Source organism: Methylobacterium sp. J-088 (genome assembly GCF_022829295.1).
In the GTDB taxonomy this organism is placed as follows: Bacteria; Pseudomonadota; Alphaproteobacteria; order Rhizobiales; family Beijerinckiaceae; genus Methylobacterium.
Genome location: NZ_JAKSYH010000114.1, coordinates 37245 through 63757, shown reverse-complemented (window position 1 = coordinate 63757; position 26513 = coordinate 37245). Strand labels below are relative to the sequence as shown.

Annotated in this window: 24 protein-coding genes; 17 read left to right on the top strand and 7 right to left on the bottom strand. The window is 71.0% G+C overall.

The annotated features are described in order from the left end of the window. Positions 1 to 164 precede the first annotated feature (164 nt). Positions 165 to 386 (bottom strand): antitoxin MazE-like protein, encoded by a 222-nt coding sequence (locus MKK63_RS12365; protein ID WP_279574636.1) that lies wholly within the window; start codon positions 384 to 386, stop codon positions 165 to 167. Positions 387 to 471: 85 nt separating this feature from the next. Between MKK63_RS12365 and MKK63_RS12360 the strand changes: the two genes are divergently transcribed. The 3 genes from MKK63_RS12360 (at position 472) to MKK63_RS12350 (ending at position 3186) form a co-directional block, all read left to right on the top strand. Next, positions 472 to 1314: a DUF1932 domain-containing protein gene (locus MKK63_RS12360; RefSeq protein WP_244002055.1), complete on the top strand. Its 843-nt coding sequence runs from the start codon at positions 472 to 474 to the stop codon at positions 1312 to 1314. 417 nt (positions 1315 to 1731) lie between these two features. Beyond that, entirely contained in the window at positions 1732 to 2118 is a 387-nt protein-coding gene (locus MKK63_RS12355) for a hypothetical protein (protein ID WP_244002174.1), read from the top strand. Positions 2119 to 2232: 114 nt separating this feature from the next. Beyond that, positions 2233 to 3186, top strand: a complete 954-nt coding sequence (locus MKK63_RS12350; protein WP_244002053.1) for a DMT family transporter — start codon at positions 2233 to 2235, stop codon at positions 3184 to 3186. Positions 3187 to 3205: 19 nt separating this feature from the next. On the opposite strand, the gene MKK63_RS12345 is transcribed toward MKK63_RS12350, so the two are convergent. Continuing rightward, positions 3206 to 3475: a hypothetical protein gene (locus MKK63_RS12345; protein ID WP_244002051.1), complete on the bottom strand. Its 270-nt coding sequence runs from the start codon at positions 3473 to 3475 to the stop codon at positions 3206 to 3208. A 359-nt stretch (positions 3476 to 3834) separates the two neighbouring features. Here MKK63_RS12345 and ileS point away from each other — a divergent pair, with 359 nt between their 5' ends. The 5 genes from ileS to MKK63_RS12320 all read left to right on the top strand — a co-directional run bounded on the left by ileS (position 3835) and on the right by MKK63_RS12320 (position 11356). Next, on the top strand, positions 3835 to 6801 hold the full coding sequence (gene ileS / locus MKK63_RS12340; RefSeq protein WP_244002049.1) for an isoleucine--tRNA ligase: 2967 nt from the start codon (positions 3835 to 3837) through the stop codon (positions 6799 to 6801). Positions 6802 to 7045: 244 nt separating this feature from the next. Then, the gene (gene lspA / locus MKK63_RS12335) at positions 7046 to 7558 is read left to right on the top strand and encodes a signal peptidase II (RefSeq protein WP_244002048.1); all 513 of its coding nucleotides are present in this window, start codon (positions 7046 to 7048) and stop codon (positions 7556 to 7558) included. Positions 7559 to 7718: 160 nt separating this feature from the next. Then, on the top strand, positions 7719 to 8381 hold the full coding sequence (locus MKK63_RS12330) for a hypothetical protein (protein WP_244002046.1): 663 nt from the start codon (positions 7719 to 7721) through the stop codon (positions 8379 to 8381). Between the two features lie 160 nt (positions 8382 to 8541). Continuing rightward, positions 8542 to 9951, top strand: coding sequence for a M16 family metallopeptidase (locus MKK63_RS12325; RefSeq protein ID WP_244002044.1), 1410 nt, complete (start codon positions 8542 to 8544; stop codon positions 9949 to 9951). A 112-nt stretch (positions 9952 to 10063) separates the two neighbouring features. After that, complete coding sequence (locus MKK63_RS12320) at positions 10064 to 11356, top strand: M16 family metallopeptidase (protein ID WP_244002042.1); 1293 nt, start codon at positions 10064 to 10066, stop codon at positions 11354 to 11356. Between the two features lie 3 nt (positions 11357 to 11359). Here MKK63_RS12320 and MKK63_RS12315 read toward each other — a convergent pair whose 3' ends face one another. Together MKK63_RS12315 and MKK63_RS12310 are read right to left on the bottom strand one after the other, a co-directional pair. Continuing rightward, a complete protein-coding gene (locus MKK63_RS12315) occupies positions 11360 to 11680 on the bottom strand; it encodes a HigA family addiction module antitoxin (protein ID WP_244002040.1) in 321 nt (106 codons plus the stop codon). A 36-nt stretch (positions 11681 to 11716) separates the two neighbouring features. Continuing rightward, complete coding sequence (locus MKK63_RS12310) at positions 11717 to 12001, bottom strand: type II toxin-antitoxin system RelE/ParE family toxin (RefSeq protein ID WP_313901765.1); 285 nt, start codon at positions 11999 to 12001, stop codon at positions 11717 to 11719. 208 nt (positions 12002 to 12209) lie between these two features. On the opposite strand from MKK63_RS12310, the gene MKK63_RS12305 reads away from it, so the two are divergent. Next, positions 12210 to 13160 carry a ring-cleaving dioxygenase gene (locus tag MKK63_RS12305; protein WP_244002036.1) on the top strand — a complete coding sequence of 317 codons (951 nt, stop codon included), beginning with the start codon at positions 12210 to 12212 and terminating at the stop codon, positions 13158 to 13160. Positions 13161 to 13444: 284 nt separating this feature from the next. Beyond that, the gene (locus tag MKK63_RS12300) at positions 13445 to 14218 is read left to right on the top strand and encodes a ferredoxin--NADP reductase (RefSeq protein ID WP_244002034.1); all 774 of its coding nucleotides are present in this window, start codon (positions 13445 to 13447) and stop codon (positions 14216 to 14218) included. Positions 14219 to 14450: 232 nt separating this feature from the next. On the opposite strand, the gene MKK63_RS12295 is transcribed toward MKK63_RS12300, so the two are convergent. Then, the gene (locus tag MKK63_RS12295; protein WP_244002032.1) at positions 14451 to 17885 is read right to left on the bottom strand and encodes a DUF3971 domain-containing protein; all 3435 of its coding nucleotides are present in this window, start codon (positions 17883 to 17885) and stop codon (positions 14451 to 14453) included. Positions 17886 to 18068: 183 nt separating this feature from the next. On the opposite strand from MKK63_RS12295, the gene MKK63_RS12290 reads away from it, so the two are divergent. The 7 genes from MKK63_RS12290 to MKK63_RS12260 all read left to right on the top strand — a co-directional run bounded on the left by MKK63_RS12290 (position 18069) and on the right by MKK63_RS12260 (position 24416). Continuing rightward, entirely contained in the window at positions 18069 to 18536 is a 468-nt protein-coding gene (locus MKK63_RS12290; protein WP_244002030.1) for a peroxiredoxin, read from the top strand. A gap of 85 nt (positions 18537 to 18621) precedes the next feature. Further along, positions 18622 to 19809: a M23 family metallopeptidase gene (locus tag MKK63_RS12285; protein ID WP_244002028.1), complete on the top strand. Its 1188-nt coding sequence runs from the start codon at positions 18622 to 18624 to the stop codon at positions 19807 to 19809. 57 nt (positions 19810 to 19866) lie between these two features. Next, a complete protein-coding gene (locus MKK63_RS12280) occupies positions 19867 to 20427 on the top strand; it encodes a Uma2 family endonuclease (RefSeq protein WP_244002026.1) in 561 nt (186 codons plus the stop codon). Positions 20428 to 20487: 60 nt separating this feature from the next. Then, positions 20488 to 21051, top strand: a complete 564-nt coding sequence (locus MKK63_RS12275) for a Uma2 family endonuclease (RefSeq protein WP_244002024.1) — start codon at positions 20488 to 20490, stop codon at positions 21049 to 21051. A 56-nt stretch (positions 21052 to 21107) separates the two neighbouring features. Then, positions 21108 to 21449, top strand: coding sequence for a hypothetical protein (locus MKK63_RS12270; RefSeq protein WP_244002022.1), 342 nt, complete (start codon positions 21108 to 21110; stop codon positions 21447 to 21449). Positions 21450 to 21549: 100 nt separating this feature from the next. Further along, positions 21550 to 22401 carry a DUF1206 domain-containing protein gene (locus MKK63_RS12265; RefSeq protein ID WP_244002021.1) on the top strand — a complete coding sequence of 284 codons (852 nt, stop codon included), beginning with the start codon at positions 21550 to 21552 and terminating at the stop codon, positions 22399 to 22401. 77 nt (positions 22402 to 22478) lie between these two features. Beyond that, the gene (locus MKK63_RS12260; RefSeq protein ID WP_244002019.1) at positions 22479 to 24416 is read left to right on the top strand and encodes an SDR family NAD(P)-dependent oxidoreductase; all 1938 of its coding nucleotides are present in this window, start codon (positions 22479 to 22481) and stop codon (positions 24414 to 24416) included. A gap of 71 nt (positions 24417 to 24487) precedes the next feature. Here MKK63_RS12260 and MKK63_RS12255 read toward each other — a convergent pair whose 3' ends face one another. Both MKK63_RS12255 and MKK63_RS12250 read right to left on the bottom strand, forming a co-directional pair. Further along, positions 24488 to 25417, bottom strand: a complete 930-nt coding sequence (locus tag MKK63_RS12255) for an NAD-dependent epimerase/dehydratase family protein (RefSeq protein WP_244002017.1) — start codon at positions 25415 to 25417, stop codon at positions 24488 to 24490. Next, the gene (locus tag MKK63_RS12250) at positions 25414 to 26451 is read right to left on the bottom strand and encodes a glycosyl transferase (protein WP_244002172.1); all 1038 of its coding nucleotides are present in this window, start codon (positions 26449 to 26451) and stop codon (positions 25414 to 25416) included. The genes MKK63_RS12255 and MKK63_RS12250 overlap by 4 nt, the downstream gene beginning before the upstream one ends. Between the last annotated feature and the right edge of the window lie 62 nt (positions 26452 to 26513).

Sequence of the window (26513 nt, the reverse complement as noted above, 5' to 3'; positions counted from 1 at the left end):
AGCTCCGTCTCGCAGATGGCTTCAGGGACCGCCAAGTGGGGAGCGCGGCCACTTGCGTCAACTGTATGTGCGAACGGTATAATCGCCATCGGATTGGACGACGATAGCGGGACGCGGCTTGCCGTAGGCGCCCGGCGGCGAGACGGTGACGATGTCACCGCGGGTCACGGTTCAGGCCAGTCGAACGCAGATTCGATGAAGGTCAGGGCCTCGGCTTCCTCGGCGGCTCCCTTCAGAAAGGCGGCTTGCCGGGCGGCCTCCTCCTTGAACCCCGACCGCGATGGATCCGGAACCCAGAGGCGTAGGAGCTTCATGCCGTCGCGTCGTGGCGCCCGGCGATAGCGGGGGGCATCCGGGGAGCCTGCCCTCGGCCTGATTTGAGTCATGGCGCGGATCCAATGGTGCCGCACTCTAGGCTCTGCCAAGACCGCTGACTACCATGTCCGGGTCGCAGTCCGGGGGAGCCTTGTCATGTCCACAATCGCAGTGATCGCCCCCGGCGCCATGGGCAGCGCCATCGGGGCGCGGCTGTCCGAGCACGGCGCCCGCGTCCTGACCTCCCTCGACGGGCGCGGGGCGGCGAGCCGCGCCCGGGCCGAGGTCGCCGGCATGGTCCACGCCGCGGACGCCGATCTCGCCGCCGCCGACATCCTGCTCTCGATCGTGCCGCCCGCCGACGCGGAGGCGCTGGCCCGGCGGCTCGCGCCCGCCCTCGCGGCGGCCCCACGCAAGCCGGTCTACATCGACGCCAACGCGGTCAGCCCGGAGACGGTCGGCCGCATCGCGGAGATCGTCGCGGCTACCGGCGCGCCGTTCCTCGACGGGGCGATCCTCGGCCTGCCGCCGAAGCTTGGCACGCCGGGGCCGCGCGTCTACGTCTCGGCTCCCGACACGACCCCGGCGCTGATCTTGCGCGACCTCGGCCTCGACCTGCGCGTCTGCGTCGGCTGGATCGGTGCCGCCTCCAGCCTGAAGATGAGCTATGCCGGCCTGAACAAGGGCCTGACGGCGCTGGCCGCCATCATGATCCTGGCCGCCGAGCGCGCCGGGGCCGGCGAGGCGCTGCTGGCCGAACTCGCCGAGAACGAGCCGGCGCTCCTCGCCCGGTTCGCCAAGGGCCTGCCCGACATGGCGCCGAAGGCGTATCGCTGGGCACCCGAGATGGCGGAAATCGCCGATTTCCTCGGCCCGGACGCGGCTGGCCGGCAGGTCTTCGACGGCTATGCCGCGCTCTACCGGCACCTCGCCGCGGAGGCGGGCGGGTCCGACATCGCCGCGCTGATACGCTTCGCCGCGGACGCTGCGGCGCGCTGATCGCCGCGGGGGCCGCCGAAACCGTCCCGCCTCTGTTGCCGGCTCGGCTGTCACCCTCTACACGGGCGGTCCCCAGCGGCCGATGCGCCTGAAGGTTTCGCGAGCCCGCTCGGGCCTGCATGGCGGCGGGGTCGGCAGTGACGGAGCGGTCCGGACCAGTTCTCTGGGCCGTTTCTGTGAGGCTCAGTGGGCCGAGTCGCTGCAGGAGTGTCGGGTGCGCGGGGAACAGGAACCGCGGATCCGGCGCAAGGCCCACATAGATTTCTCCTCTCGCCCGGACCTTTGAGGACGGCGCGCTGCCCCGTTCCGGGACAGGTTTCGGCTGGGCGATTGCAGCTTCGTTCACGCTCCGCGGCGATGATGAAGTGGGGCCGGGATCCGGTCCGGCGTAACCGCGTTCTCTCGGGCCTGACGACCATGCGAGCCCTGCTCACCAGCGGCATCAAGGCGATCCTGGCGGTCGCCGCCCTCTCGACGGCAGCGCACTGGACCCTGCGCGTCCAGCGCGAATCGACGGCGGCCCCGGTGCCGGTTGCCAGCCTTGCCGATCCGGTCGCCACGGGATCCATCGAGCCGCGCCCGATCGAGCGTCCCGTTGAGCGCTCGGTCGCGGCGGCCAGCATGCCGGTATCCGCGACGCAGCCCGCGCCGCGTCCGGCCGTGGCATCTGGGCTCGACCAGTCGCATCTCGCGGCGCTGATCGCGGGGGCTGCGCCGGCGAAGCCGAAGGTCGCGAAGGCGACGACCCGGACCGCCTCCGCCGAGAAGGCCCCGGCGGTCGAGAAGGTCGCGGCCAAGCGGTGAGGCGGCGCCGGCCCGCATGACCGTGCCGGCTGCATGGTCCCCCTGCGCGGCGACGGATACCGCAACGCGGTCGAGGGTGGCACAAATACCGGCCTCCACCGGGATTTGGCAGGCATGAGCACGCAGGTCGCGACGTCCGTCACCGATGACATCGCACCCGCGCAGGCCGCTGCCGAGACGGCCCTGGCCGGCCGTCAACGGCTCGTCGGCATCGCCCTGATGTGCGGGGCCGTCGCGTTCTTCGCGAGCCTCGACGCCAGCGCCAAGACCCTGGCGCGCGCCGGCGTCGACCCGCTGGTCACCACCTTCATGCGCTACGCCGCGAGCGTCGCGATGATCTCGCTGTTCGTCAACCCGGTGCGCACCCCGGGCGTGGTGAAGAGCCGGCGGCTGACGCTCCAGATCGTCCGCTCGCTGCTGCTGTTCGCCTCGACGGCCCTGAACTTCCTGGCCCTGCGCTACCTGCAGATGGCCGAGACGATCTCGATTCAGTTCGCCGCGCCGCTCACCGTGGCGCTGCTCGCCGGGCCGCTGCTCGGCGAGTGGTCCTCCCGGGCGCGGATGGCGGCGATCGGCGTCGGCTTCCTGGGCGTGCTGGTGATCGTGCGGCCCGGCGTCGGCGGGATGCATCCGGCCGCTTTGCTCTGCGTGGCCAACGTCGTGGTCTACGCCTTCTACGCGATCATCACGCGCAAGCTCGCGGCCTATGATTCGACCGCGACGACCATGTTCTACACCGGGCTCGCGGGCCTCGCGCTGATGGCGCCGCTCCTGCCGTGGATCTGGACGAGCCCGGCGAGCCTGACCCACTGGGCGCTGCTGATCGGCGTCGCGCTGTTCGGAACGCTCGGCCACTGGCTGCTGGTGATGGCCCATGCCCGCGCGCCGGCCAACGTGCTGGCGCCGTTCATCTACACGCAGCTCCTCTGGTCGGTAACGCTGGGCTTCCTGCTGTTCGGCGACGTGCCGAGCCGCTGGACCGTGGCGGGTGCCATGATCGTGGTCGGCTCAGGGTTGTACCTCCTGGCGCAGGAGACGATCCGCCGGGACGCGCGGCCGGCCGCTTGAGGCGACCGGCCGGATCGAATCAGCGGCCGCGGTGCTCCTGACGCTCCATCCGCTCCTCGCGGCGCTCTTCCCGGGCGCGGCGGGCCGGATCGGGATCCGTGCCGAGCACGCCGCCGACCGTGCCGGTCGCCGCGCCGACGGCACCGCCGACGATCCCGCCGACCGGGCCGGCTGCAGCCGAACCATCCTCGACGCCGCGCTGAGCGCCGCGGGCCGTGCCCTGGGCCTGCGCGGCCCCCGCGAAGGCGAGGGGTGCGAGGGCGAGGGTGGTGATCAGAATCTTCTTCATGGCCTACTCCTGGCAGATCGATTGGCAGATCGATCGGGGTCGTCTCCGCACCCGTTCGGAGCGCGGAGGGCGTACCCGATCAACGGTTCAGGCGCCGAAAGGTCTCATCCGGGCTCGCGTTTCCGTGAGCGGCCGCGGAGCCGAACCCTGCCGCTGGCCTCGCGCCGGAGCGGCTGATAGAGATCGCGGCATGCACGCTTCGCGCGCCCTGCGCGGCCCCGGCCGCCCGATTCGAATTACCGGCCCGGCCTCCGCCTGAGGGCCCGCTTCGGCGCGGCCGCGGGGAGGTCCGGGTTCCTCCTGCCGCCTGATCCGATTCCGCCGGCCTGCCGCCGGCCCGACCGCCGATGCGAGATCCGATGACCACCCCCGAGACCGCGCCCGCCCGCGACTATTCCAAGACCCTGTTCCTGCCGCAGACCGAGTTCCCGATGCGCGCCGGTCTGCCGGTGCGCGAGCCGCTCCTCATCGAGCGCTGGAAGCGGATCGACCTCTACGGGACGCTGCGTGCCCGCGGCCAGGGCCGGCCGAAATTCGTGCTCCATGACGGCCCACCCTACGCCAACGGCAACATCCACATCGGCACGGCGCTCAACAAGATCCTGAAGGACGTGGTGGTCCGCTCGCAGGCCGCCCTCGGCTTCGACGCCAATTACGTCCCCGGCTGGGACTGCCACGGCCTGCCGATCGAGTGGAAGATCGAGGAGCAGTACCGCGCCAAGGGCCGCAACAAGGACGACGTGCCGGTGATCGAGTTCCGGCAGGAATGCCGGACGTTTGCGGCGCACTGGCTCGACGTGCAGCGCGAGGAGTTCAAGCGCCTCGGCGTCACCGGCGACTGGGACCATCCCTACGCCACCATGGCCTACCCCGCCGAGGCCGTGATCGCCGACGAGCTGATGAAGTTCTCGATGAGCGGCCAGCTCTATCGCGGCTCGAAGCCGGTGATGTGGTCGGTGGTCGAGAAGACCGCTTTGGCCGAGGCCGAGGTCGAGTACGAGGAGCACGTCAGCGACACGATTTTTTGCGCTTTTCCGATCCGCTCCGGCGCACAGGGGGACCTCGCCGCCGCGCGCGTCGTGATCTGGACGACCACCCCCTGGACGATCCCCGGCAACCGCGCGGTCGCCTACTCCAAGAAAATCGCCTACGGCCTGTACCGGGTCACGCAGGCGCCGGCCGACAATTGGGCGGTGCCCGGCCAGAGCTACGTGCTGGCCGACAGCCTGGCCGCGACCGTGTTCAAGGCCGCCCGGGTCGAGGCGTTCGAGCGCGTCGCCGACGTGAGCCCGTCGACGCTCGCCGGCCTGACCCTGGACCATCCCCTGGCGAAGCTCGGCTACGGCTTCGCCGTGCCGATGCTCGACGGCGACCACGTCACCGACGAATCCGGCACGGGCTTCGTCCATACGGCGCCGAGCCACGGCCGCGAGGATTTCGAGCTCTGGATGGCGAGCGGCCGGCTGCTGCTCGAGCGCGGCATCGACACCACCATCCCCTACACCGTGGACGCGGACGGCGTGCTCACCGAGGCCGCGCCGGGCTTCACCGGCACCCGCGTTCTCACCGCCAAGGGCGAGAAGGGCGATGCCAACAAGGCGGTCATCGCCGCGCTGACCGAGGCCGGGGCGCTGGTCGCCCGCGGCGTGCTGCGCCACCAGTACCCCCATTCCTGGCGCTCCAAGAAGCCGGTGATCTTCCGCAATACGCCGCAATGGTTCATCGCCATGGACCGGCCGGTGGATTCGCTCGGCAACCGCTCCCTGCGTGAGGTGGCGCTCCAGGGCATCGACGACACCCAGTGGGTGCCGACGCAAGGCAAGAACCGCATCACCGGCATGGTCGGCAACCGGCCCGACTGGGTGGTCTCGCGCCAGCGCGCCTGGGGCGTGCCGATCACCGTGTTCGTCCACCGGGAGACCGCCGAGATCCTGAAGGACGACCGGGTCAACGCCCGCATCCGCGATGCCTTCGCGGCCGAGGGGGCCGATGCGTGGTTCCGGGACGAGGCCGCCGAGCGCTTCCTGGCGCCGGACCACGACCCGGCGTCTTACGAGAAGGTCACCGACGTCCTCGACGTCTGGTTCGATTCGGGCTCGACCCACGCCTTCGTGCTGGACGATCCGGAGGCTTTTCCAGGGCTCGCGGGCGTGACGCGCATCCGCGACGGCGGGCAGGACCGGGTGATGTACCTGGAGGGCTCCGACCAGCATCGCGGCTGGTTCCAGTCCTCGCTGCTCGAATCCTCGGGCACGCGGGGCCGGGCGCCCTACGACATCGTCCTGACCCACGGCTTCGTGCTCGACGGCAAGGGCCTGAAGATGTCGAAGTCGAAGGGCAACGTCGTCGCGCCGCAGAGCATCATCAAGGATTCGGGTGCCGACATCCTGCGCCTGTGGGTCGCGGCTTCGGATTACACCGATGACCTGCGCATCGGCCCGGAGATCATCAAGACGTTTGCCGAGACTTACCGGAAGCTGCGCAATTCCCTGCGCTGGATGCTCGGCTCCCTGGCGCATCGGGTCGAAGGCGACGATGTGGATCCGGAAAAAATGCCGGAGCTGGAGCGGCTGATCCTGCACCGGCTGGCGGAGCTCGACGGCGAGATCCGCGAGGCCTACGCGACCTTCGACACCAAGCGGGTGGTGGCGCTGCTCAACGGTTTCATGACCGGCGACCTGTCATCGTTCTATTTCGACGTGCGCAAGGACGCGCTGTACTGCGATCCGATCTCGTCGGTGCGCCGCCGGGCCGCGCTTCAGGTGATCGACGCGGCCTTCCGGCGGGTGACGGTCTGGCTCGCCCCGGTGCTGGCCTTCACGGCCGAGGAGGCGTGGCTCGACCGCTACCCGTCCGAGGACGGCTCGGTGCATCTCGAGACCCTGCCGGAGACCCCGGCCGCCTGGCTCGACGCGCCCCTCGCGGAGCGCTGGCACAAGATCCGGCGGGTCCGGCGGGTGGTCACCGGGGCGCTGGAGATCGAGCGCGCGGCCAAGCGGATCGGCGCGAGCCTGGAGGCGGCCCCGACGGTCTACGTGGCGGATCCGGACCTGCTGGCGGCGCTGGAGGGCTGTGACTTCGCCGATACCTGCATCACCTCCGCCATCACCGTGGTGGCGGGCGAGGGCCCGGCCGAGGCCTTCCGACTCGACGAGGTCCGCGGCGTGGCGGTGGTGCCGAGCCCGGCCGAGGGCCGCAAATGCGCCCGCTCCTGGCGGGTCAGCCCGGAGGTGGGCGGCGATCCGGATTTCCCGGACGTGACCCCCCGCGACGCAAAGGCCCTGCGCGAGTGGGATGCGGCGCATCCGGAGGCGAGCGCGGCGTGAGGGTAATGTGCTTCGCGTCCCCCTCTCCCCGCGGGCGGGGAGAGGCCCGCACGGACCTCGCCGTCCGTGCGGGAAGCGCAGGCGAAGCCGGAGCGGTGGTGAGGGGGTGGCTCCGGAAGAGTCTCTCCCTTGACCGCCCCCTCACCCCCGGCTGCCGCCTCGCTTCGTCGACGGCAAGGTCGCCGAAGCTCTCTCCCCGCGCGCGGGGAGAGGGGCTTTCCGCCCTCGGCCGTGCGGTCGCCGCATGACCCCCTTCCGCGCCGGCCTTCTGGCCCTCCTGCTCACCCTCCTCCTCGACCAAGCCTCCAAGCTCGGTCTGTATTTCGGCACCGACCTCGTGCTCTCGCAGCCCTGGCGGTTCGGGCCCTTCGCCGACTTCGTCGTGGTCTGGAACCGGGGCGTCTCCTACGGCCTGTTCCAGCAGGAGGGCGGCTTCGGCCGCTGGCTTCTCGTGGCCCTGTCGCTCGCTGCCGCCCTCGGCCTCGGGCTCTGGATGCGGCGGGCCACGTCGCGGCTGCTCGGCGTTGCCCTGGGCCTCATCGTCGGCGGTGCGCTGGGCAACGCCATCGATCGCGCCGCCTACGGGGCGGTGTTCGATTTCGTCCACCTGCATGCCGGCGGCTGGTCCTGGTACGTGTTCAACGTCGCCGACGCGGCGATCGTGGCCGGCGTCATCGGGTTGATCCTCGACAGCCTGTTCCCGGCCGGGCGGCATCAGCGCGATCCGGCCCCGGGCGATCCGGCCCCACGCCTGTGATGCGCGCAACACATCGGTCCGGCCACATCTCCGCCCTGGCGCGATGTGGCCAAGGCGCCATACGATCGCCGGAAACCGGCCTCAGGCCGGGTCCCGTCGGATCAGGCCGCGTATCGGCCATCCCCGAGCCGGACTCCCCGGCCGGAACCCGTGAGGCAGCATGACCGGGTATCGCAGGCTTCGACTCCTCCTCCCCGCCGCGTTCGCCCTGACGCCGCTGATCTCCGTCGGCGCCCAGGCGCAGGAGCGCGGCGAGTTCATGCGCGACGCGCTATCGGGCATCGGCCTTCTGGAGAAGCGCCAGGATCCGATCGACTACCACGAGCGCCCGCCGCTGGTGATGCCGCCCAAGCTCGACGGCAAGGCCCTGCCCCAGCCCCGGGCCCGCTCCACCAGCGCCGCTTGGCCGAAGGATCCCGAGATCGCCGAGCGCGAGCGCGCCGCCAAGGAGCGCCGCAACCCCAAGGGCGTCCAAGCCCAGGGTCGCTACGACGACAACAACGCCACCCTCTCGGTGGACGAGATGCGCAACGGCCGCCGGGCCGGCGCGGGCCTGACCACCGAGGCCGAGCGCAAGCCCGGCGACAACAACCGCGACGACAGCCTGCTCAGCCCGTTCGACCTGCTCAAGGGCAAGAGTGCCAACGCGGAGCCCTCGGACGTCGAGCCGAACCGGGACGTGCTGACCGATCCGCCCACCGGATACCGGCAATCGCCCAAGAAGCTGGCGCGCCCGCCCTCCAGCGACCCAATCAACAACGCCAGCCGCGAGCGCGAAGAGGCCGACCCCCAGGTCTATCTCCGTCAGCGGGCGCAGCAGTAGCGGAGTCGCTGTGTCGCCGTTGCAACGGCGACTCGACGTGGCAACATGTGATGTTCGTCCCGGTGCGGTTCTTGCCCGCCGGAGACTAGGACGGTTCCGATCCGCACGCGCATCCGGAGATGCGGCGCACTGGGCGCGGGGCCGGCAGAAGGAAAGCGGAATGCACCTGTTCAGGACGGCGACGCCCCCCCTCTTCCCGCAGCGTCCGGGCCCGGCCTTCGGCGCCAGCGCCGGCCGGGGCGATGCCGCGCCGTTCGGGCGGTCCGAGGCGGGTGGCCCCGAAGTGACGGCTTTCACCCTCGACAACGGCCTCGACGTGGTGGTCGTGCCCGACCACCGGGCCCCCGTCGCGACCCACATGATCTGGTACCGCAACGGCTCGGCGGATGATCCGCTCGGCCAGTCGGGCATCGCCCACTTCCTCGAGCACCTGATGTTCAAGGGCACCGAGAACCACCCGGTCGGCGCCTTCTCGAAGGCGGTGTCGGGCCTCGGCGGCCAGGAGAACGCCTTCACCAGCTACGATTACACCGCCTATTTCCAGCGGGTCGCCCGGGACCATCTCGGCACCATGATGGCGTTCGAGGCGGACCGCATGAGCGGCCTCGTCCTCGACGACGCCGTCGTGGCCCCCGAGCGCGACGTGGTGCTGGAGGAGCGCCGGATGCGGGTCGAGACCGACCCCTCCGCCCAGCTCTCCGAGGCGATGGCGGCCGGCCTGTTCGTGCACCATCCCTACGGCACCCCGATCATCGGCTGGATGCACGAGATCGAGGGGCTGAACCGCGAGCACGCGCTGGCCTATTACAAGCGCTTCTACACGCCCGAGAACGCCATCCTGGTGGTCGCCGGCGACGTGACCCCGGACGAGGTCCGCCGGCTGGCCGAGACCACCTATGGCCGCGTGACGCCCCAGGGCACCCGGCCCGAGCGTATTCGGGCCCGGGAGCCGGAGCCGAAGGCGCTGCGCCGCGTCGCGGTCGCCGACCCGAAGGTCGAGCAGCCGACCCTGCAGCGGCTCTACCTGACCCCCTCCTGCATCACCGCCCGCGACGGCGGCTGCCACGATCTGGAACTGCTCGCCGAGGTGCTGGGCGGTGGCTCGACCTCCTACCTCTACCGCAAGTTGGTCATGGAGACCGGCCTCGCGGTGAATGCCGGTGCCTGGTACATGGGCTCGGCGATCGACGACACCCGCTTCTCCGTCTACGCGGTGCCCGCCGAGGGCGTGCCCCTGGAGAAGCTGGAGGAGGCCGTCGACAAGGTGCTGCGCCGCGCGCCTTCGGAGGCCCTGGATCCCGAGGCGATCGAACGGGCCAAGACCCGGCTCGTGGCCGAAACGGTCTACTCCTCCGACAGCCAGTCCTCGCTCGCCCGCATCTACGGCTCGGCTCTGGCGATCGGCGAGACCATCGAGGAGGTCCGCCGCTGGCCGACCGATATCGAGGCGGTGTCGCAGGACCGCCTGAAGAGCGCCGCCGAGCGCTGGCTGACGCCGGCCCGCTCGGTCACCGGCTACTTGACCAAGGCGCAGGATCCCGACGCCCCCGTGGCGATGGCCGCCGAGTAGGTTTTTCCGGGGCGCGTCCCGGCGGGTGGTTTCCCAGGCCCCATTGGGACCGCATCAGCCCGGATGCGCTGAGCTGCTCCGCCGCCCGTGAAGCGATAAAAAAGAGGTTCTCATGAGCTTGACCGAGACCCTGGTCGAGACCGTAACCCCGGCCAACTCGCCGACCACGGCGCTGCCTGTGATGACCGCCCCCGGCATCGAGGCGTGGCACGTCGAATCCCCCGTCGTGCCCCTGATCGCCCTGGCCTTCACCTTCGAGGGCGGTGCCGCCCAGGACCCGGCCGGCAAGTCCGGATGCGCGCAGATGCTGGCGCGGCTCCTCGACGAGGGCGCCGGCGATCTGACCTCCGACCAGTTCCAGGAGCGGCTGGCCGCCCGGGCGATCGAGCTGTCGTTCCATGCCGGGCCGGACGCGGTCGGCGGCTCGCTGAAGATGCTGGTCAAGCACGCCGACGAGGCGATCGGCCTCCTCGCCCTGGCGCTGGCCAAGCCTCGCCTCGACCCCGATGCGATCGAGCGCGTGCGGGCCCAGATCATCGCCGGCCTGCGCTATCAGCAGAACGATCCGGGGGTGCTGGCCTCCCGCCGCTTCTTCAAGGAGGCGTTTGCCGGCCATCCCTACGCCCGCCCCTCCTCCGGGACGGTCGAGAGCGTCACGGCGATCACCCGCGACGATCTGCTGGCGATGCATGCCCGCATCATCGGGCGTGGCCGGGTGAAGGTCGCAGCGGTCGGCGCGATTGGCGCCCAGCAGCTCGCCGACGGCCTGAACCAGTCCTTCGGGGCTCTGCCGGAGGCCGGTGAGCTTAAGGCGGTGCCGCGCATTGAGGTGCAGGATCTCGGCAGGCGTATCGTGGTCGATCTCGACGTGCCGCAATCGGTGATCCGCTTCGGCATGGCCGGCGTGCCCTGGCGCGACCCGGACTTCATCCCGGCCTATGTGCTGAACCATATTCTCGGCGGCGGCGCCTTCACGTCGCGCCTGTTTCAAGAGGTGCGCGAGAAGCGCGGGCTTGCCTATTCGGTCGGCACCTCTCTGGTCAGCCATCGCTCGGCCGCGATGACCTGGGGCTACACCGCCACCAAGAACGAGCGCGTCGGCGAAGCGCTTTCGGTGATCGGCGACGAGATCGGCCGCCTGATCACGGAGGGCCCGGACGACGACGAGTTGCAGAAGGCCAAGGACTACCTGACGGGCTCCTACGCGCTGGGCTTCGACACTTCGACCAAGATCGCGCACCAGCTGGTGCAGATCGCCTTCGAGGAATTGGGCATGGACTACATCGCCCGGCGCAACGCCCTGGTGGCGGCGGTGACGCAGGCGGACATCCGCCGGGCCGCCGCGCGGACCTTCGCGGATGGCAAGATGCTGGTGGTCGCCGCGGGGCGTCCGGTCGGGCTCTGAGGCTCAGGCGGCCACGGGGGCGAGCGGAGCGATCTGCTCGATCTCCGGTCCGAGGGTGCGCGTGAGCGTCTCCATCTCGTACTGGCGCTGAAGGTTGAGCCAGAAATCCGCACTCGTTCCGAAATAGCGCCCAAGACGCAGCGCTGTATCGGTCGAGACACCGATCTGTTCGGCGGCAATCCGCTCGATCCGTGTTCGCGGCACCAAGCACGCACGTGCCACCGTGCCGGCCGACAATCCAAGGGGGATAAGAAAGTCTTCGCGTAGCACCTCGCCGGGATGCAGAGGCGGCAGCACGGTCTCGGTTTCGTACGCGACAGCCATTGGGTATCTCACATCAGAGTGGGGCAACGCCCCCGGTCAATGATAGTCGACGATCTCGACCTCGGTCGGACCTCTCTCGGTCCAGCGTAGGCAGATCCGGAACTGGTTGTTGATCCAAATGGCATGTTGCCCGGCACGGTCGTGCGTCAGGGGATGAAGTTTGTTGCCCGGCGGCACTTTCAGATCATCCAGAGAAACGGCAGCATGGATCTGGCGTAATTTGCGCCGTGCCACCTTGATAATCGCGAAGGGTATGCCTTTCGGATGGCGCCCTTGGAAAACCGCCTCCGTCGCGGCGTCCGCAAAGGTTTGAATCGCCACGACATCGCTCCACCCGCAGGTCTGATGTATCGTCAAGTGATACATTTCGTCAAGGGCTATGTATCGTTCTGTGATACGGTCTTGGGGTGTACGTTGATCAAGCCACAGGACGAGCCTCTACGCTTCGCGCATCTCCAGCGTACGCTCGCAATGCCATCGTCCGATCCCCACGTGGTGCGCGTCGGAGCGGGGGCCTGAAGGAGAAGAGATGCAGCTCACCGGCATCCACCACCTCACCGCGGTGACCGCCCGCGCGGCGGAGAACGTCGCGTTCTACACCGGCACGCTGGGGCTGCGCCTCGTCAAGAAGACCGTGAATCAGGACGACGTCTCGGCCTACCACCTGTTCTACGCGGATGGGCTGGCGAGCCCCGGGACCGACATTACCTTTTTCGACTGGCCGGCGCCCCGGGAGCGGCGGGGCTCGAACAGCATCACCCGGACGCATCTGCGCGTGCCCGGCGCGGGCGCGGTGGCGTGGTGGCACGCGCGCCTGCGCGAGGCCGGGATCGTGGAGGCCGAGCCTGTTTTGCGCGACGGGCGGCTCACCCTGGATTTCGAGGATCCGGAGGGCCAGCGCCTCGCCCTCGTCGATGATGGCGGGACCGGGCCGGAGCATCCCTGGACCGGCTCGCCGGTGCCGGCCGCCTACCAGATCCGCGGCCTCGGACCGATCCGGCTCTCCGTGCCGGACCTCGGGCGCACCGCCGCCGTGCTCACCGAGGTGCTGGGCATGCGCCGGGATCGGGCGTTTCAGACGGAGGACGGACCGGTCGAGGTCTACGCCATGGGCCCCGGCGGCCCGGCCGCCGAGATTCAGCTCCTGGCCGATCCGTCCGCGCCGGCGCGGCAGGGCGCGGGGGCGGTGCATCACGTCGCCTTCCGCATTCCCGACACGGATTACGACGCCTGGGCCGACCGGCTGCGGGCCGCCCGCGTGCCGACCAGCGGGCCGGTCGACCGCTACTATTTCCGCAGCCTCTACTTCCGCGAGCCCAACGGCATCCTGTTCGAGATCGCCACCGACGGGCCCGGCTTCACCGCTGACGAGCCGCTGGAGACTCTGGGCGAGCGTCTTGCCCTGCCGCCGTTTCTGGAGCCGCGCCGGGCCGAGATCGAGGCGGGCCTCAAGCCGCTCCGGCCCAGCGGCACCGTTTGAGCGCCCCACCGAGGCACCGCCGGCCGGCAACCCTCCCATGTCCGGGGCGCGGCTGCGGCCGTGCGGCGAAGACGCTCAATATTCGAACGATTCCAGGCCGTTCACTTCTTTGGCGGGTGTGATCCCAGGGCGCCTTGACGGGCGTGCTGCAACTGCGAAAGAAGCAGCACGCGTCTGTTTGACATCCGGATCCCGGCGGACCGCCGCATGGATCCGCCCCCGTCCCGTGGGACGGCGGGGATCTGCCGAACCGGGCATCAGAGGATTCGAGGACTGATCCGTCGATGAGCAAGTTCTACGAGGAGCGCGTCCTGTCGGTCCACCACTGGACTGACAACCTGTTCTCGTTCCGCACGACCCGCGATCCGGCGTTCCGCTTCCGCAACGGCGAGTTCACGATGATCGGCCTGGAGGTCGAGGGGCGGCCGCTCCTGCGCGCCTATTCGGTCGTCTCGGCCAATTACGAGGAGGAACTGGAGTTCTTCTCGATCAAGGTCCAGGACGGGCCGCTGACCTCGAAGCTCCAGCATCTCAAGGTCGGCGATCCGATCATCGTCGGCAAGAAGCCCACCGGCACGCTGGTGCTCGACAACCTGCTGCCCGGCCGGCACCTCTACCTGCTCGGCACCGGCACGGGGTTGGCGCCGTTCCTGTCGATCGTCAAGGACCCGGAGACCTACGACCGGTTCGAGAAGGTCGTGCTGGTCCATGGCTGCCGGCAGGTGCAGGAGCTCGCCTACGGCGAGACCATCACCGAGACCCTGCCGAAGCACGAATTCCTCGGCGAGATGATCTCGAACCAGCTGGTCTACTATCCGACCGTGACCCGCGAGCCGTTCCGCAACCGCGGCCGGATCACCGATCTGATGGTTTCGGGCAAGCTCTTCTCCGACATCGGCCTGCCGGAGATGGCGATCGAGAACGACCGCTTCATGCTCTGCGGCAGCCCCGACATGATCCGCGACACCCGCGAGTTGCTGACCTCCCGCGGCTACGAGGAGGGCAACCACGGCGAGGCGGCCCACTACGTGATCGAGAAGGCCTTCGTCGAGAAGTAGTTTTTTGGGGCTTGGCTTTAAGCCCGGTGCGGCCGCCGCGCCGGGCTCTTTGTTTTTCGGGAGAATGGTTTCGCAGAGGAGCCGATCCAGGTCTAAGGCCGGGCGGTCCGCGTCGCCGACCTGGAGGACCCCGGCATGGCCGGTGTGATCGGCTTCGATGCCCTGGCCCCAGCCGTGATCGCGGCTTTCCTCCGCGCCTCAGGTCGCAGCGGGTCGGCCCTTGGCACTCGCCCTATTGCGGCACCGGCATCCCGTCCGCGAACGGCCCGCCCCCGGCGCTGAACAGCTTCCTCAGGAAGCCCGGCGCGATGGCCGAGAGCGGGTTCACGCTCACGTCCGGCGAGGCCAGCTTGCCCGAGACGCGGAAATTGACCGCGAACAGACCCTCGTTGTGGCCGCCGCCCAGCAGAGGCCCGAGCAGGGGCAATTGCGAAGCGACGTTGTTCAGCCCGTAGAGCGGCACGAAGGTGCCATCGATCAGGGTGCGCTCGCGGCCGGTATCGAGCCAGCCCGACAGGGTGAAGCCCATGGCGGCGTTCGAGATCGCCGCATCGCTGAAATCGACTCGGGTGCCCGTGCGGACGAAGTTGGCGCGCATCCGGTCGAAGGTGACATCGCCCGCCGCCCGGCCCGGGGCGACCCGGCGGCCGCGGGCGGAATCGGTGTCGGCCACCTCCGGACCCTGCGCGATGATGCTCGACAAAGCGGGCTCGTTGCGCAGGACGAAGTCGCGGATCTGCACGACCCCCGCCTGCGGGCCGTCGTTGAGGCCGATCCCGGCATTGAGCCGCCCGCCATGCATCCGTCGGTAGACATCGACGAAGCGCAGGGTCGCGCCGGCATCGGCCGTATCCACCGCCAGCGTCGGCACGCCCCGCTCGCCCCGGGTGACGGAGGCCGCGAAGGGCGCTGCGCGGAAGCGTCCGGAGATGGTGGCGGCCCGCAGGGTCTTGCCGTGCAGCGTCAGCCGCAGGTTGGCGCCGGTCAGCGCCTCGTCGTTGAAGCCCGTGACGATCGGCACCTGGATGTCGGCGTCGATATCCTTCGGGTTCGCTTCCTTGCCGCCCTTGCCGTCCGGCCCGCCCAGCGACTTCAGAAACGGTCGCGCATCCACCACTGCGCCCCGGACCACGAGCTTGTAGCCGTTGCCGGACCGGTCGAGCCCGACCCGCAGATCGTCGCCGGGCGAGAGCTTGACGTTCGTCAGCTCCGCCCGCTCCAGGCCGCCCTCAGGGGTGATCGTGACGGTGCCGCGGGCGGAGGCCGGGGCGGCGTCGAAGGCGAAGTCGCGCAGTTCGAGGCCCTGGCCGCCATCCACGAGGGTGAAGGTCAGCCGTCCCGGCTTGCCCACGGGCTTCGTGAAGCCCGGGAGCAGCCCGTCGATCCCGGCTTTGGCGAGATCGGCCTCGACCTTGATCGGCGGCTTGCCGGTTCCGGGCCGGCCGATCGGCACCACCGCGCGGACCGGGATCGTGCCGGTGAGCTGCGGCGCGGTCGGCAGGCCCTTCCGGCCCCGCACCGCGTCGTCGAGGGCGAGGTTGATGACCGCCTCGCCCGGCTGTCCCACCTTCGGCTGGCGCATGTCCACCGAGATCGGGGCGCCCGCGACCCGGCCGTCGCCCTTCAGCACGAAGGCGCCGCGGTCGTACGACAGGGAGAACTTGCCCGCCTCCAGCCGGTCCTTGCCCATCACCTTGTCGACCGACAGATCGGCCAGCGTGCCGGTCAGGGTCACGGGCAGGTCGGGCAGATCGGGGATGTGCTTGAGATTGAGGGGGAAATCGACCCGCAGGTCGGCGCTGCCCTTGATCGTGGCGGGGTCGAGATCGACGCTCATCAGGCTCTTGAACAGCTTGGCCTGCAGCACGGAGGCCATGCCGTCCGCCCCACCGGAGAGCCGCATGCCGATCTGCGCCACCACCCGGTCCGGGGTGAGCTGGGGGATGACGAAGCTGCCATCCGAGATTGCGAGGCCACGGCCGTCTGGCCCGCGGATTTCGGCGGTCACGTTGCGCACCGTGGTGGAGCGCCCGGTGATGGTCCCGAAGGCGTTGCCCTTGGTGACGGGGGGCGCGTCTGCCGTGACGTCGAGGGCCGCGTCGGAAACGTGGAAGTCGATATGGACCGCGTCGTCCGGGGCCGGATCGCCCCGGGTCGCGGCGGCCAGCACGGTGCCGGACATCGTCACCCGGATGTCCACCGCCTCGACGCGGCCGCGCCGCAGCTGGTCCACGAGATAGGTCCGGGCCGGGGGCGCGATGTGCTCCGGCCAGAGACGCAGGCCCGTGCGGACGTCGCCGTCATGGGCGGTGATGTGGAGGTTGAGGCCGCCATCGTCGGCCGCGGTGCCGATCGTCCCGGTAATCGTCCCGCTCATCCCCGGGGCGGACAGGTTCAGCGCGTCGATGGCGATGCCGCCGTCCCGGCCGGAGAGCTTCACGTCCAGGGCGTCGATCTTCACCGGCGCGTCCTGCGGCGTCGCCCCGCGCAAAGTGGCGTCCCGGCCCGCAAGCGTCGCCGTCCAGTCCGTCGCCGCATCCGCCGGGCTGCCCTTCCAGGCGCCGGTCAGGTGTACGGCGTTGCCGGCTCCGCGATAGTCCAGGCCGGTCAGCGCCATGACGCGGCCGGCCTCGTCCCAGTCCAGATTCGCGTCGAGGCTCTCGACCGTGACGGGGTTGAAGTCCTTCTCCTCGATCAGGACGGTGCCGTCGCCGGTATGGACCCGGGCGGTCATCGCCTGGATGCGCCCGGCCGCCAGTTTCACGTCGGCCCGGGCCGAGACCTTGAGATCGGTGGTCAGCGGCAGGCCCGACTGGCCCGAGAGCAGCAGCAGATCGGTCACCGGCAGATCGTCGAGGGTGATGATGCCCGAGCGGTCCTGCCCCTCCCCGCCGTCGCGCAGGGAGCCACCGAACCGCCACTCGCCGTGTGGCCCGTCGAGCCGCAATTCGAAGGTGCGCGATCCGTTCGCCGAATCGCGCCCGAACAACCCGTTGACCCGGGCGAAGACCGCACGCTCGCGGCCGTCCTCGTCGATCAAGCGCAGGCGCGCATCGGTGATCCGGGCCCGGTCGAGGGCGCCCACCACGCCGCTCGGATCGAGCACGATGCCGAAGATCGACGCGATGCCCGCCGACAATGGCGAGACACTGCCGCGCACCGCATCCACGCTCGGCGGCGTGTGCGGCTGGATGTCGACCGGGTGGTTGGCCTCCGAGGCCGCGAACGCGATGGAGCCGTCGCGGTGCAGCAGCGCGGTGGTCTGCGTCTCGCGGAACTCGATGGAGCGTGGCTGCAGGTTGAGCCGGAGCAGCCCCCAGAGGTCGAGGCTGACGAGCGCCAGGGGCGCACGGACCACGAGGTCGCCCTGCGGATTGCGGATGTCGAGCCCGGAGAAGCGCAGGCTCAGGGCATTCTCGCGGTCGAGTTCGAGGCTGCTGCCGCGGATGCCGATGCTCCAGCCGGGGCCGATCCGCTCGGCCACGGCGGCGGCGACGCGACGCGACAGGCCGTCGATCTGCAGCGGCCCGTTCGACAGGCGCAGGGCCACGAGGCCGATCCCGGCGCCGAGGACCAGCACCAGGGCGAGCGCGGTCACGAGGCAGGCGCCTCCCACGCGCCGTGCCCTCCCCCGGGGGTTGCCTGCCGACGTCGTCTCGTCCGCCATCGGGACCCTTGTTCCGGGGACTCTGCCCGCGGAGCCCGCAGGCTTCGCGGCCGGTGGATCGAAGCGCGCCTGCGCTTTACAGCGGCCGCGACTCCGGTTTTGGCTCAGGTGTGCGCGGCGCGCTAGCGTGTTGCCGGGCACGAGATCGGTTGCACATCATCATTCGGCCGAAAGGAAGGCACGATGCCGCTGTCAGAGGGCGATCCGGCCCCGGATTTCGACCTGCCCGCCTCTGCGGGAGGCCGCATTGCGCTGGCTGCGCTCAAGGGTCACAAAGTCGTGCTCTACTTCTACCCGAAGGACGACACGAGCGGTTGCACCCTGGAGGCGCAGGACTTCAACCGCCTGCTGCCGGATTTCGCGGCGGCCGACGCGAAGATCGTCGGTCTGTCGCCGGACCCGGTGAAGAGCCACGACAAGTTCTGCGGCAAGTACGGGCTCGCCTTTCCGCTCGCCTCCGACGAGGACAAGGGCGCGCTCGAAGCCTACGGGGTCTGGGTCGAGAAGAGCATGTACGGGCGCACATACATGGGCGTCGAGCGCACCACCGTGCTGGTCGATCGCGAAGGCCGGATCGCCAAGGTCTGGCCGAAGGTGAAGGTGCCGGGCCACGCCGAGGCGGTGCTGGAGGCCGCCCGGGCGCTTCCCTGAGGAAAGTTTCGGCGGACCGATATTGGTCTCGACGGATCCTTAACCTTACCCAGTCTTGAATGACGGCTCTCGCGGGGCCGTCCCGATGCATCGTTTGAAGATCTCTTCGCCCTCCACTCCGCGCCGGGCCGCGCCGTGGCTCGCCGGGGGGCTCGCGCTCGCGCTGCTCTGGGCGCTGGGCGCGACCTATCTGATCGTCTTCCACGATGAGGTGCTGGCCGGTTTCGTGGCCCGGCAGGCGGCGATGCGCGACGCCTACGAGGTGCAGCTTGCCGAACTGCGCGACCGCCTCGACCGCGACGGGCGCGACCGGGCCGGCACCGAGGCCGGGCTGGCAGACCGCGTCACGGCGGCGCTGGAGCGGCAGGCCGAGTTGGAGCGGCGTGCCGCCGCCCTGGCCGGCCTCGCGCGGCAGACGCCCCCCGACCCGACCACCACCGGCACGCTGTCCCCACGCCCCGGCGCGGGCCTCGCGCCGGTCGACGATGAGCCGAACCTGCGCTCCGATGATGGGGCCGAGCCCGCCCGCGCCCTGCCGCGCCGGAGCGACATCGAGGTCGAGACCGGGCTGATCCGGCTGGAGGCCCGCCTCGAGGGCCTGCAGGCGGCTCAGGGCGAGCGCCTTGCCGGCCTGGCCGCGCGGGCCGGCGAGGAAGTCCGGCGGCTGCGTGGCCTGATCCGCCGGACCGGCCTCGATCCCGGACGCTTTGACGCGCCGTCCGCCGGGGTTGGCGGCCCGCTGGTCCCCCTCGACAGCCGCGTCCTGGACGGCGCCGGCTTCGAGGCCGGCCTCGCGCTGGCCCGTCGGGCTCAGACGGAAAGCGAGCGCCTGCGCCGGAAAGCTGCCGGACTGCCGCTCGGCCGGCCGATCCGGGGCGAGGCCCTCGTGTCGAGCCCGTTCGGAACCCGGCTCGACCCGTTCACCCGCGGCCTCGCGCTCCACACCGGACTCGACCTCAAGGCCGAATACGGCGAGCCCGCCCGTGCGACCGCCGCCGGCCGGGTGATCGCCGCCGAGGCCGCGGGCGGCTACGGCAACATGGTGGAGATCGACCACGGGAACGGCCTGACCACCCGGTTCGGCCATCTCGCCCACATTGCGGTCTATCCCGGGCAGCGCGTCGCCGCGGGCGATACGGTCGGCTCCGTGGGTTCGACCGGGCGCTCCACCGGGGCGCACCTGCACTACGAGACCCGCATCGACGGCGTGCCGGTCGATCCCCAGCGCTTCCTCACGGCCGGCGCGACGCACGCGCGAGGCGGCGCCGACTGAGTCCGTCGTCGCGGGACCCGGCCCGTGCTAAGCTCCGAGTCGCGATCGGAGGCCATCATGGCACTGGCTGTGAAGCGCGACACGCGCATGAACGTCGCCGAATACAGGCGCTGGGTGGAGCCCCGCCCGGATGAGGAGCGCTGGGAGCTGCTCGACGGCGAGCCGGTGCTGATGGCGCCCCCGAGCGCGCGGCACCAGCGCATCGTCACGAACCTCGTCAAGCGTCTCGATTCATTGGCCGAACCGCGCGGCTGCGGCGCCTATCCGGGTCTGGCGATCCTCAGCGCGGCCATGGACGATTACGCGCCCTACCCGGATGTCGTGGTCCATTGCGGGCCGATGCCGCCCACCGGCTTCGTCGACGATCCCCTGGTGATCGTCGAGGTTCTCTCGCCCGGCACCATGACCAACGACCGGGGGCGCAAGCTCGCCTTCTACGCCACCGTGCCGAGCCTCCAGTCGCTGCTGATCGTCTACCAGAACGAGCCCCGGATCGAGGTCTGGCGCCGCGATGCCGACTGGTCCATGCGGGCGGCCGGATCGAAGGATGTCGTGGACCTGCCGGAACTGGGTGGTGCCCTGCCGGTGACCGAGATCTACGACCGCGTGACCTTTTGAACCGGCGCTGGCGCGCGTCGGCGCGCCGGTGCTAACCTCGCCCGGGATCGGAGGTCGGCGATGTCTCTGGCCGTTAAGCGTGACGTGGGGATGGACGTGGCGGCGTTCCGGCTCTGGGCGGAGGCCCGCCCGGACGCGGAGCGCTGGGAACTGCTCGACGGCGAACCGGTGCTGATGGCGCCGCCGCGGGAACGGCATCAGCGCATCGTCATGAACCTCGCGGGACGCCTCGATGCATTGGCTGAGCCACGGGGCTGCCGCGCCGTGCCGAATCTGGCGATCCTCAGCGCCGCGATGGACGATTTCGCGCCGATCCCCGACGTGGTGGTGCGCTGCGGGCCGCCCCTGCCGGACGGCTATGCCACGGATCCGCTCCTCGTCGCCGAGGTGCTCTCGCCCTCGACCATGAGCCTGGACCGCGGTCGCAAGATCGACTTCTACCGGACGGTGCCGAGCCTCAAGGTCCTGCTGATCGTCTATTCCGACGAGATCCGGATCGAGGTCTGGCGGCGGGCGGGTGAGGATTGGGGCGTCACGGCGCTCGGGCCCGATGGTACCGTGACGCTGCCGGAGCTTGATGGCAGCGTGCCGGTGCGCGACATCTATCGCGGCCTCACCGTCTGAGCCGCACCCGACTCAAGGGCCGGCCCCCCGGCCCCGCAGAGCACCAAGGCACCGACTTGCCCCATTTCGAAGACTTCTACGCGGCCAAGCTGCGCGGCTCCCTCGGTGTGACGGATGCGGATTCGGTGCTCGACCTGCGTGGCGCCAACCGCACGCGCGCGGAGGCCTCGCTCAAGGACATGCTGGAGCGCAGCCGCTTCGCCAAGGGCAAGACCGTGGCGATCCGGCTCGATCCGCCCCCGGAGGGCGGCGGCGAGACCCTGTTCCAGCCGGCGGGTCGCCTGCTCCTCGACGCGAAGCGCCGCGGCCTGATCGAGCGGCTGCAGACCCTGCCGGCCCAGGACGGGCTCGGCTTCTACGTGGCGCTGTCCGGGCGGGCCGAGCGGACGCCGATGTAGCGCGGCGCCGGGTTCTGCGCCGGCAACGGATCGAGCCCGCGCCGCCGGACGTTGACCGGTCCAGCATCGGACGCCCGACTCACCGAACGCAGATCCCGGCATGAGCACCCTCCCCGGCGGCCGCAACACGATCGAGCGCGTCGCCCGTTTCGGCTACGGTGCCCGTGGCGTGGTCTACCTCGTGGTCGGCGGCCTCGCCTTGTTGGCGGCGCTCGGACAGGGCGGACGGGCCGGCGACAGCAAGGACGCCCTGCGCGCCGTGCTGGCCGGACCGTTCGGCGCGGCTCTCGTCGGCTTGATCGCCCTGGGGCTTGCCGGTTTCGCGCTCTGGCGCCTCGTCGAGGCCGTTACGGATGCCGACCGGCGAGGAACCGGGCTCAAGGGCCTGGGGGTGCGCGGCGCGCATCTGATCAGCGCCGCGCTCTATTTTGGCCTCGCCGCCAGTGCCGCATCGCTGAGTCTCGGGCTCGGTCTGAGCGGCGGCGACGGCATGCACGATGGCACCGCGTGGCTGCTTGCCAAGCCCTTCGGCCGCTGGCTCGTGGCGCTCGCCGGCCTCGCGGTGGTCGGCGGCGGCTTCGGCTTCCTCGGCAAGGCGTGGCGCGGGGACGTCACCGACCGGCTCGCCCTCGACGCCCAGGCCCGCGCGCGCTGGGCCGGGCCGATCGGCCGCTTCGGCTATGCGGCGCGGGGCTTGGCCTTCCTGATCATCGGCGGCTTCCTTGTCGCGGCGGCGTGGCACCAGCGCTCGTCCGACGCCAAGGGGTTGGCCGAGGCTTTCGCGCTGCTGCGCGCCCAGCCCTACGGTTCGGTCCTGCTCGGGCTGGTGGCCGCGGGCCACGCCGCCTTCGGGGCGTTCGGGCTGATCCAGGCCCGCTACCGGCACATCGAGGCCCCGGACATCGACCGGGTCGACGACGCGGCGGGCGCCGCGGCCCGGGCCCTGACCTGACACGGGTCCGGACGGCCCGTCGCGTTGACAGGACTGGTCCCGCGGCGGATACCCCGCGGCACCCCATCCGGCCCCCGATGCAGCAGCGCCACTACAAGACCGCGGTGATGGTGGCCCACGACCTCGCGGCGACCGCCGCCGCCGTGGTGCTCACCTTCCTGTTCCGATTCCAGGGCGGGATGCTGGACGAGCGCCTGCACGCCCTGCCCCTGCTGCTGCCGCCGTTCCTGGCCTTCGCGGGCTTCGTCTACGCGCGCTTCCGGCTCTACCGGACCAAGTGGCGCTTCGCCTCCCTGCAGGATCTCGCCGGAATCGTCCGGGCGGCGAGCGTGCTGGCGCTCACCCTGCTGGTGATCGACTGGGTCCTGGTCTCGGCCGATCTCTACGGGTTCTACTTCTTCGGCAAGATCGCGATCCTGCTCTACTGGGTCCTGCAGATCTTCTTCCTCGGCGGGGCGCGCCTCGCCTTCCGTTATCTCAAGGACACCCGCTCCCGGCAGTCGAGCGCCCGGGCCGCCACCGTGCCGACCCTGCTCCTCGGGCGCGGCGCCGATATCGACGTGCTGATCCGGGCGATCGAATCGGGCTCGGTGAAGAAGCTCGCGCCCCGGGGCATCCTGTCGCCGCGCGCGGACGAGCGCGGTCAGTTCATGCGCGGCGTGGCCGTGCTCGGCGGCTTCCCGGATCTGGAGCGGGTGGTGGCCGATCTTGCGGCACGGGGTGAGCCGGTGCGGCGCCTCGTGGCGACGCCGAGCGCCCTCGTGCCGGAGGCGTCGCCCGACGACCTGATCGCCCGCGCCCGCCGGCTCGGCCTCCCCCTCGCCCGGGTGGCCGGCCTCGGCGAGGGCGCACAGGGACCGGAACTGGCGCCGCTGGAGATCGAGGATCTGCTCCTGCGCCCGACCGTGCCCATCGACCGGGCGCGGTTGGAGGCGTTCCTCACCGGCCGCCGGGTTGTGGTGACGGGGGGCGGCGGCTCGATCGGCTCAGAGATCTGCCTGCGCGCCGTGGCGTTCGGGGCCGCCGCCGTGCTGGTGCTCGATGCCTCCGAGCCGGCGCTCCACAGCATCCTCACGCATCCGGCGATCCTGGCCGCGAAAGCCACGGTCACGGGGGTTCTCGCCGACATCCGCGACCGGGAGCGGACGCATCAGGTCATCGCGGAGTTCCGGCCGGATTACGTGCTCCACGCCGCTGCGCTCAAGCAGGTGCCCTACCTGGAGCGGGACTGGCAGGAGGGCATCAAGACCAACGTGTTCGGCTCGATCAACGTCGCCGAGGCCGCGGTAGCGGCCCGCGCCCGGGCGCTGGTGATGATCTCCACCGACAAGGCGATCGAGCCGGTTTCGCAGCTCGGCGTCACCAAGCGCTTCGCCGAGATGGTCGCCCAGGCCCTCGATGCGGCGCAGTCGGGTCAGCCCGGTCACCCGACCCGGCTGATCGCCGTGCGGTTCGGCAACGTCCTGGGCTCGGCCGGCTCGGTGGTGCCGGTGTTCAAGGCGCAGATCGCCCGGGGCGGCCCGGTGACGGTCACCGATCCCGACATGGTCCGCTACTTCATGACCGTACGCGAGGCCTGCGACCTCGTCCTGACGGCCGCCTCCCACGCCGACGGCGAGGCCCGCACCGGGCCGGATTCGGAGCGCGCCGCGGTCTACGTGCTCAAGATGGGCCAGCCGGTGCGGATCGCCGACCTCGCCGACCGGATGATCCGGCTGGCCGGCTTCGAGCCCGGGGAAGAGATCGAGATCGCGTTCACCGGTGCGCGGCCCGGCGAGCGGCTCAACGAGATCCTGTTCGCCCGGGATGAGCCGCGCGTGGCGCTTGCGGGGATCGACGGCGTGATGGCGGCGCGCCCGGTTTTCGCCGACCGGGCGCGGCTCGATGCCTGGGTGGCAGAGCTACGCGCGGCCGTGGCGGCCGGCGACCGGGCGGCCGCGGAGGCGGTGTTCGAGACGGCCGTGCCGCATTTCCGCGAGCGCCACGCCCAGCGGGTGGAGCGAAGCGCGGCGTAAACCGCAGCGGGTAAAACCCGGGTTTCGAAAGGGATCATCCCTTTGGCATCCCGGATTTGGGGCTTCGTATCTTAACCGCCCGCTCGCGCCAGCCGCGCCAGCCGCGCCAGCCCGTCCCGGGTCGATCCCGCTGGGCGCCAGCCGAGCGCTGCGAGGCCGTCGGCGCGGGCCACCAGCCCCTCGGCGATGCGGGCGAACTGCTCGTCTCGGCCGGTCATCCGGCAGGCGAGTCTCAGGAGGCTGGCTGGGACCGGGACCAGCCCCGGACCGCGGCCGAGGCCCGCGCGGAGCGCCGCGATCATCTCGGGCAGCCTCAGCGGATCCGGATCGGCCGCGATCAGCGCCGCCCGCACGGGGCCCGGCGCCCGCAGCACCGTATCGACGGCCCCCGACAGGCTCTCCAGGGAAATCAGCGAGCGCCGGGCCGCGAGGCCGCCGAGCGGCAGCGGGTACGGGCCGCGGGCGAGCCGCAGGAGCGCGGCCATGTTGCCCTTCACACCGGCGCCGTAGACCAGGACCGGGCGCAGGGCGACCCAGTCGAGCCCGGTCTCGGCTAAGGCCCGCTCGGCCTCCAGCTTGGAGCGGCCATAGGCATCGGTCGGCACCGCGGGATCGCCCTCCCCGACCGAACCCGGCGCGCTCGGGCCCACCTGCGCGCGGATCGAGGACAGGAACACGAACCGGCGCACCTTTGCACGCGCGGCCGCCTCGGCGAGCTTGCGCGTCGCCTCGGTGTTGAGGGTGCGGTAATCGTCCTCGGGCGCGCCCGACATGGCATGGGCGAGGCCCGCCGAATGCACCACCGCGTCGACGCCGGCCAACGCCGCGGCCATGTTGATCGGGCGCGTCAGGTCGCCCACCACCGCGCTCGCGGCGCCCTCCGGCAGGGCGGTCGGCCGGCGCAGCAGCACCCGGACTCGGTAGCCGCGGGCGGTGAGGTCGGCGAGCAGGTGGCGGCCGATGAAGCCGGTCGCCCCGGTGAGCGCGATCAGTCCGGTCACGGGTGGGCGGCACCTTCGGCGGGGGCCGGCGCCGGGGCGCGGGCGAAGCGGCGGAGCAGGCCAGCGACCAGGGCGAGCCCGGCCACGAGCGCCGCGAGGGTGACCGGCCAGGACGGCCAAAACAAGGTCGCGGCGGCCAGCGCCGCAAGCGCGAGATTGACCGCGAAGACCCGCCCCACCACGCCCGGAACCGTGAGCCCGTTCACGGTCGCCCGCTGGTAGAAGTGGCCCCGATGCGCCTCCCAGATCCGCTCCCGCCGGCCGGCCCGGGCGGCGAGCGTCAGGCTGGCATCGGCGAGATAGATGAGCGGCAGCAGCAGAGCCGCCGCGAGACCGCCCGCCGTGGCGAGATGCCAGAGCAGCCACGCGGTGACGAGCCCGATCGGCAGTGCGCCGACATCCCCGAGGAAGAGCTTTGCGACCGGCCGGTTGAACGGCGCGAAGCCCAGCACCGCGCCGAGCAGGCAGGCTGCCACCAGCGTCGGCAGCGGCGGCAGGAGCCCGGCGAGGCCGAACAGCAGCAGGGCGCCGGAGACCGGGACGATCTCCGCCACGATCATCCAGTCGAGCCCGTCCATGAAGTTCGTCAGGTTCACGAACCAGAGGCCAGCGACGAGGGCGAGGCCGCGTTCGAGGCCGAGGGGGAGGCCGGGCAGCAGCCGTCCGTCCAGGTGCCAGACCAGCAGGCCGACCGCTACGGCCTGCGTGACGAGCCGAACGCCGGCCGGCAGCGGGCGCACGTCGTCCACGGCCCCGAGGAGTGCCAGGGCGAGGGCGCAGCCGGCAAGCCAGATCCAGTCCGGCCGGCCGCCGATCTCCGGCGCCGCGATGAGCAGGCCCGAGATGGTCACGAGCGCCGTCACCACGGCGATCCCGCCCCCCTGCGGCGTCGGCACCCTATGGCTGGAGCGGGCGTTCGGGCGCGCCAGGGCGTAGCGCTGCAGGAGCGGGAACAGGCGCAGGATCAGCCCTGCCGAGAGGGCTGCGGCCAGCGGGACGGCGAGGAGGAGAAGCGTGGGCAAGGCGGATGGCATGGCGGACGGCATGGCGGACGGCATGGCGCCGTCCTACGCGATCCGGAGCGCCACCGTGAGGG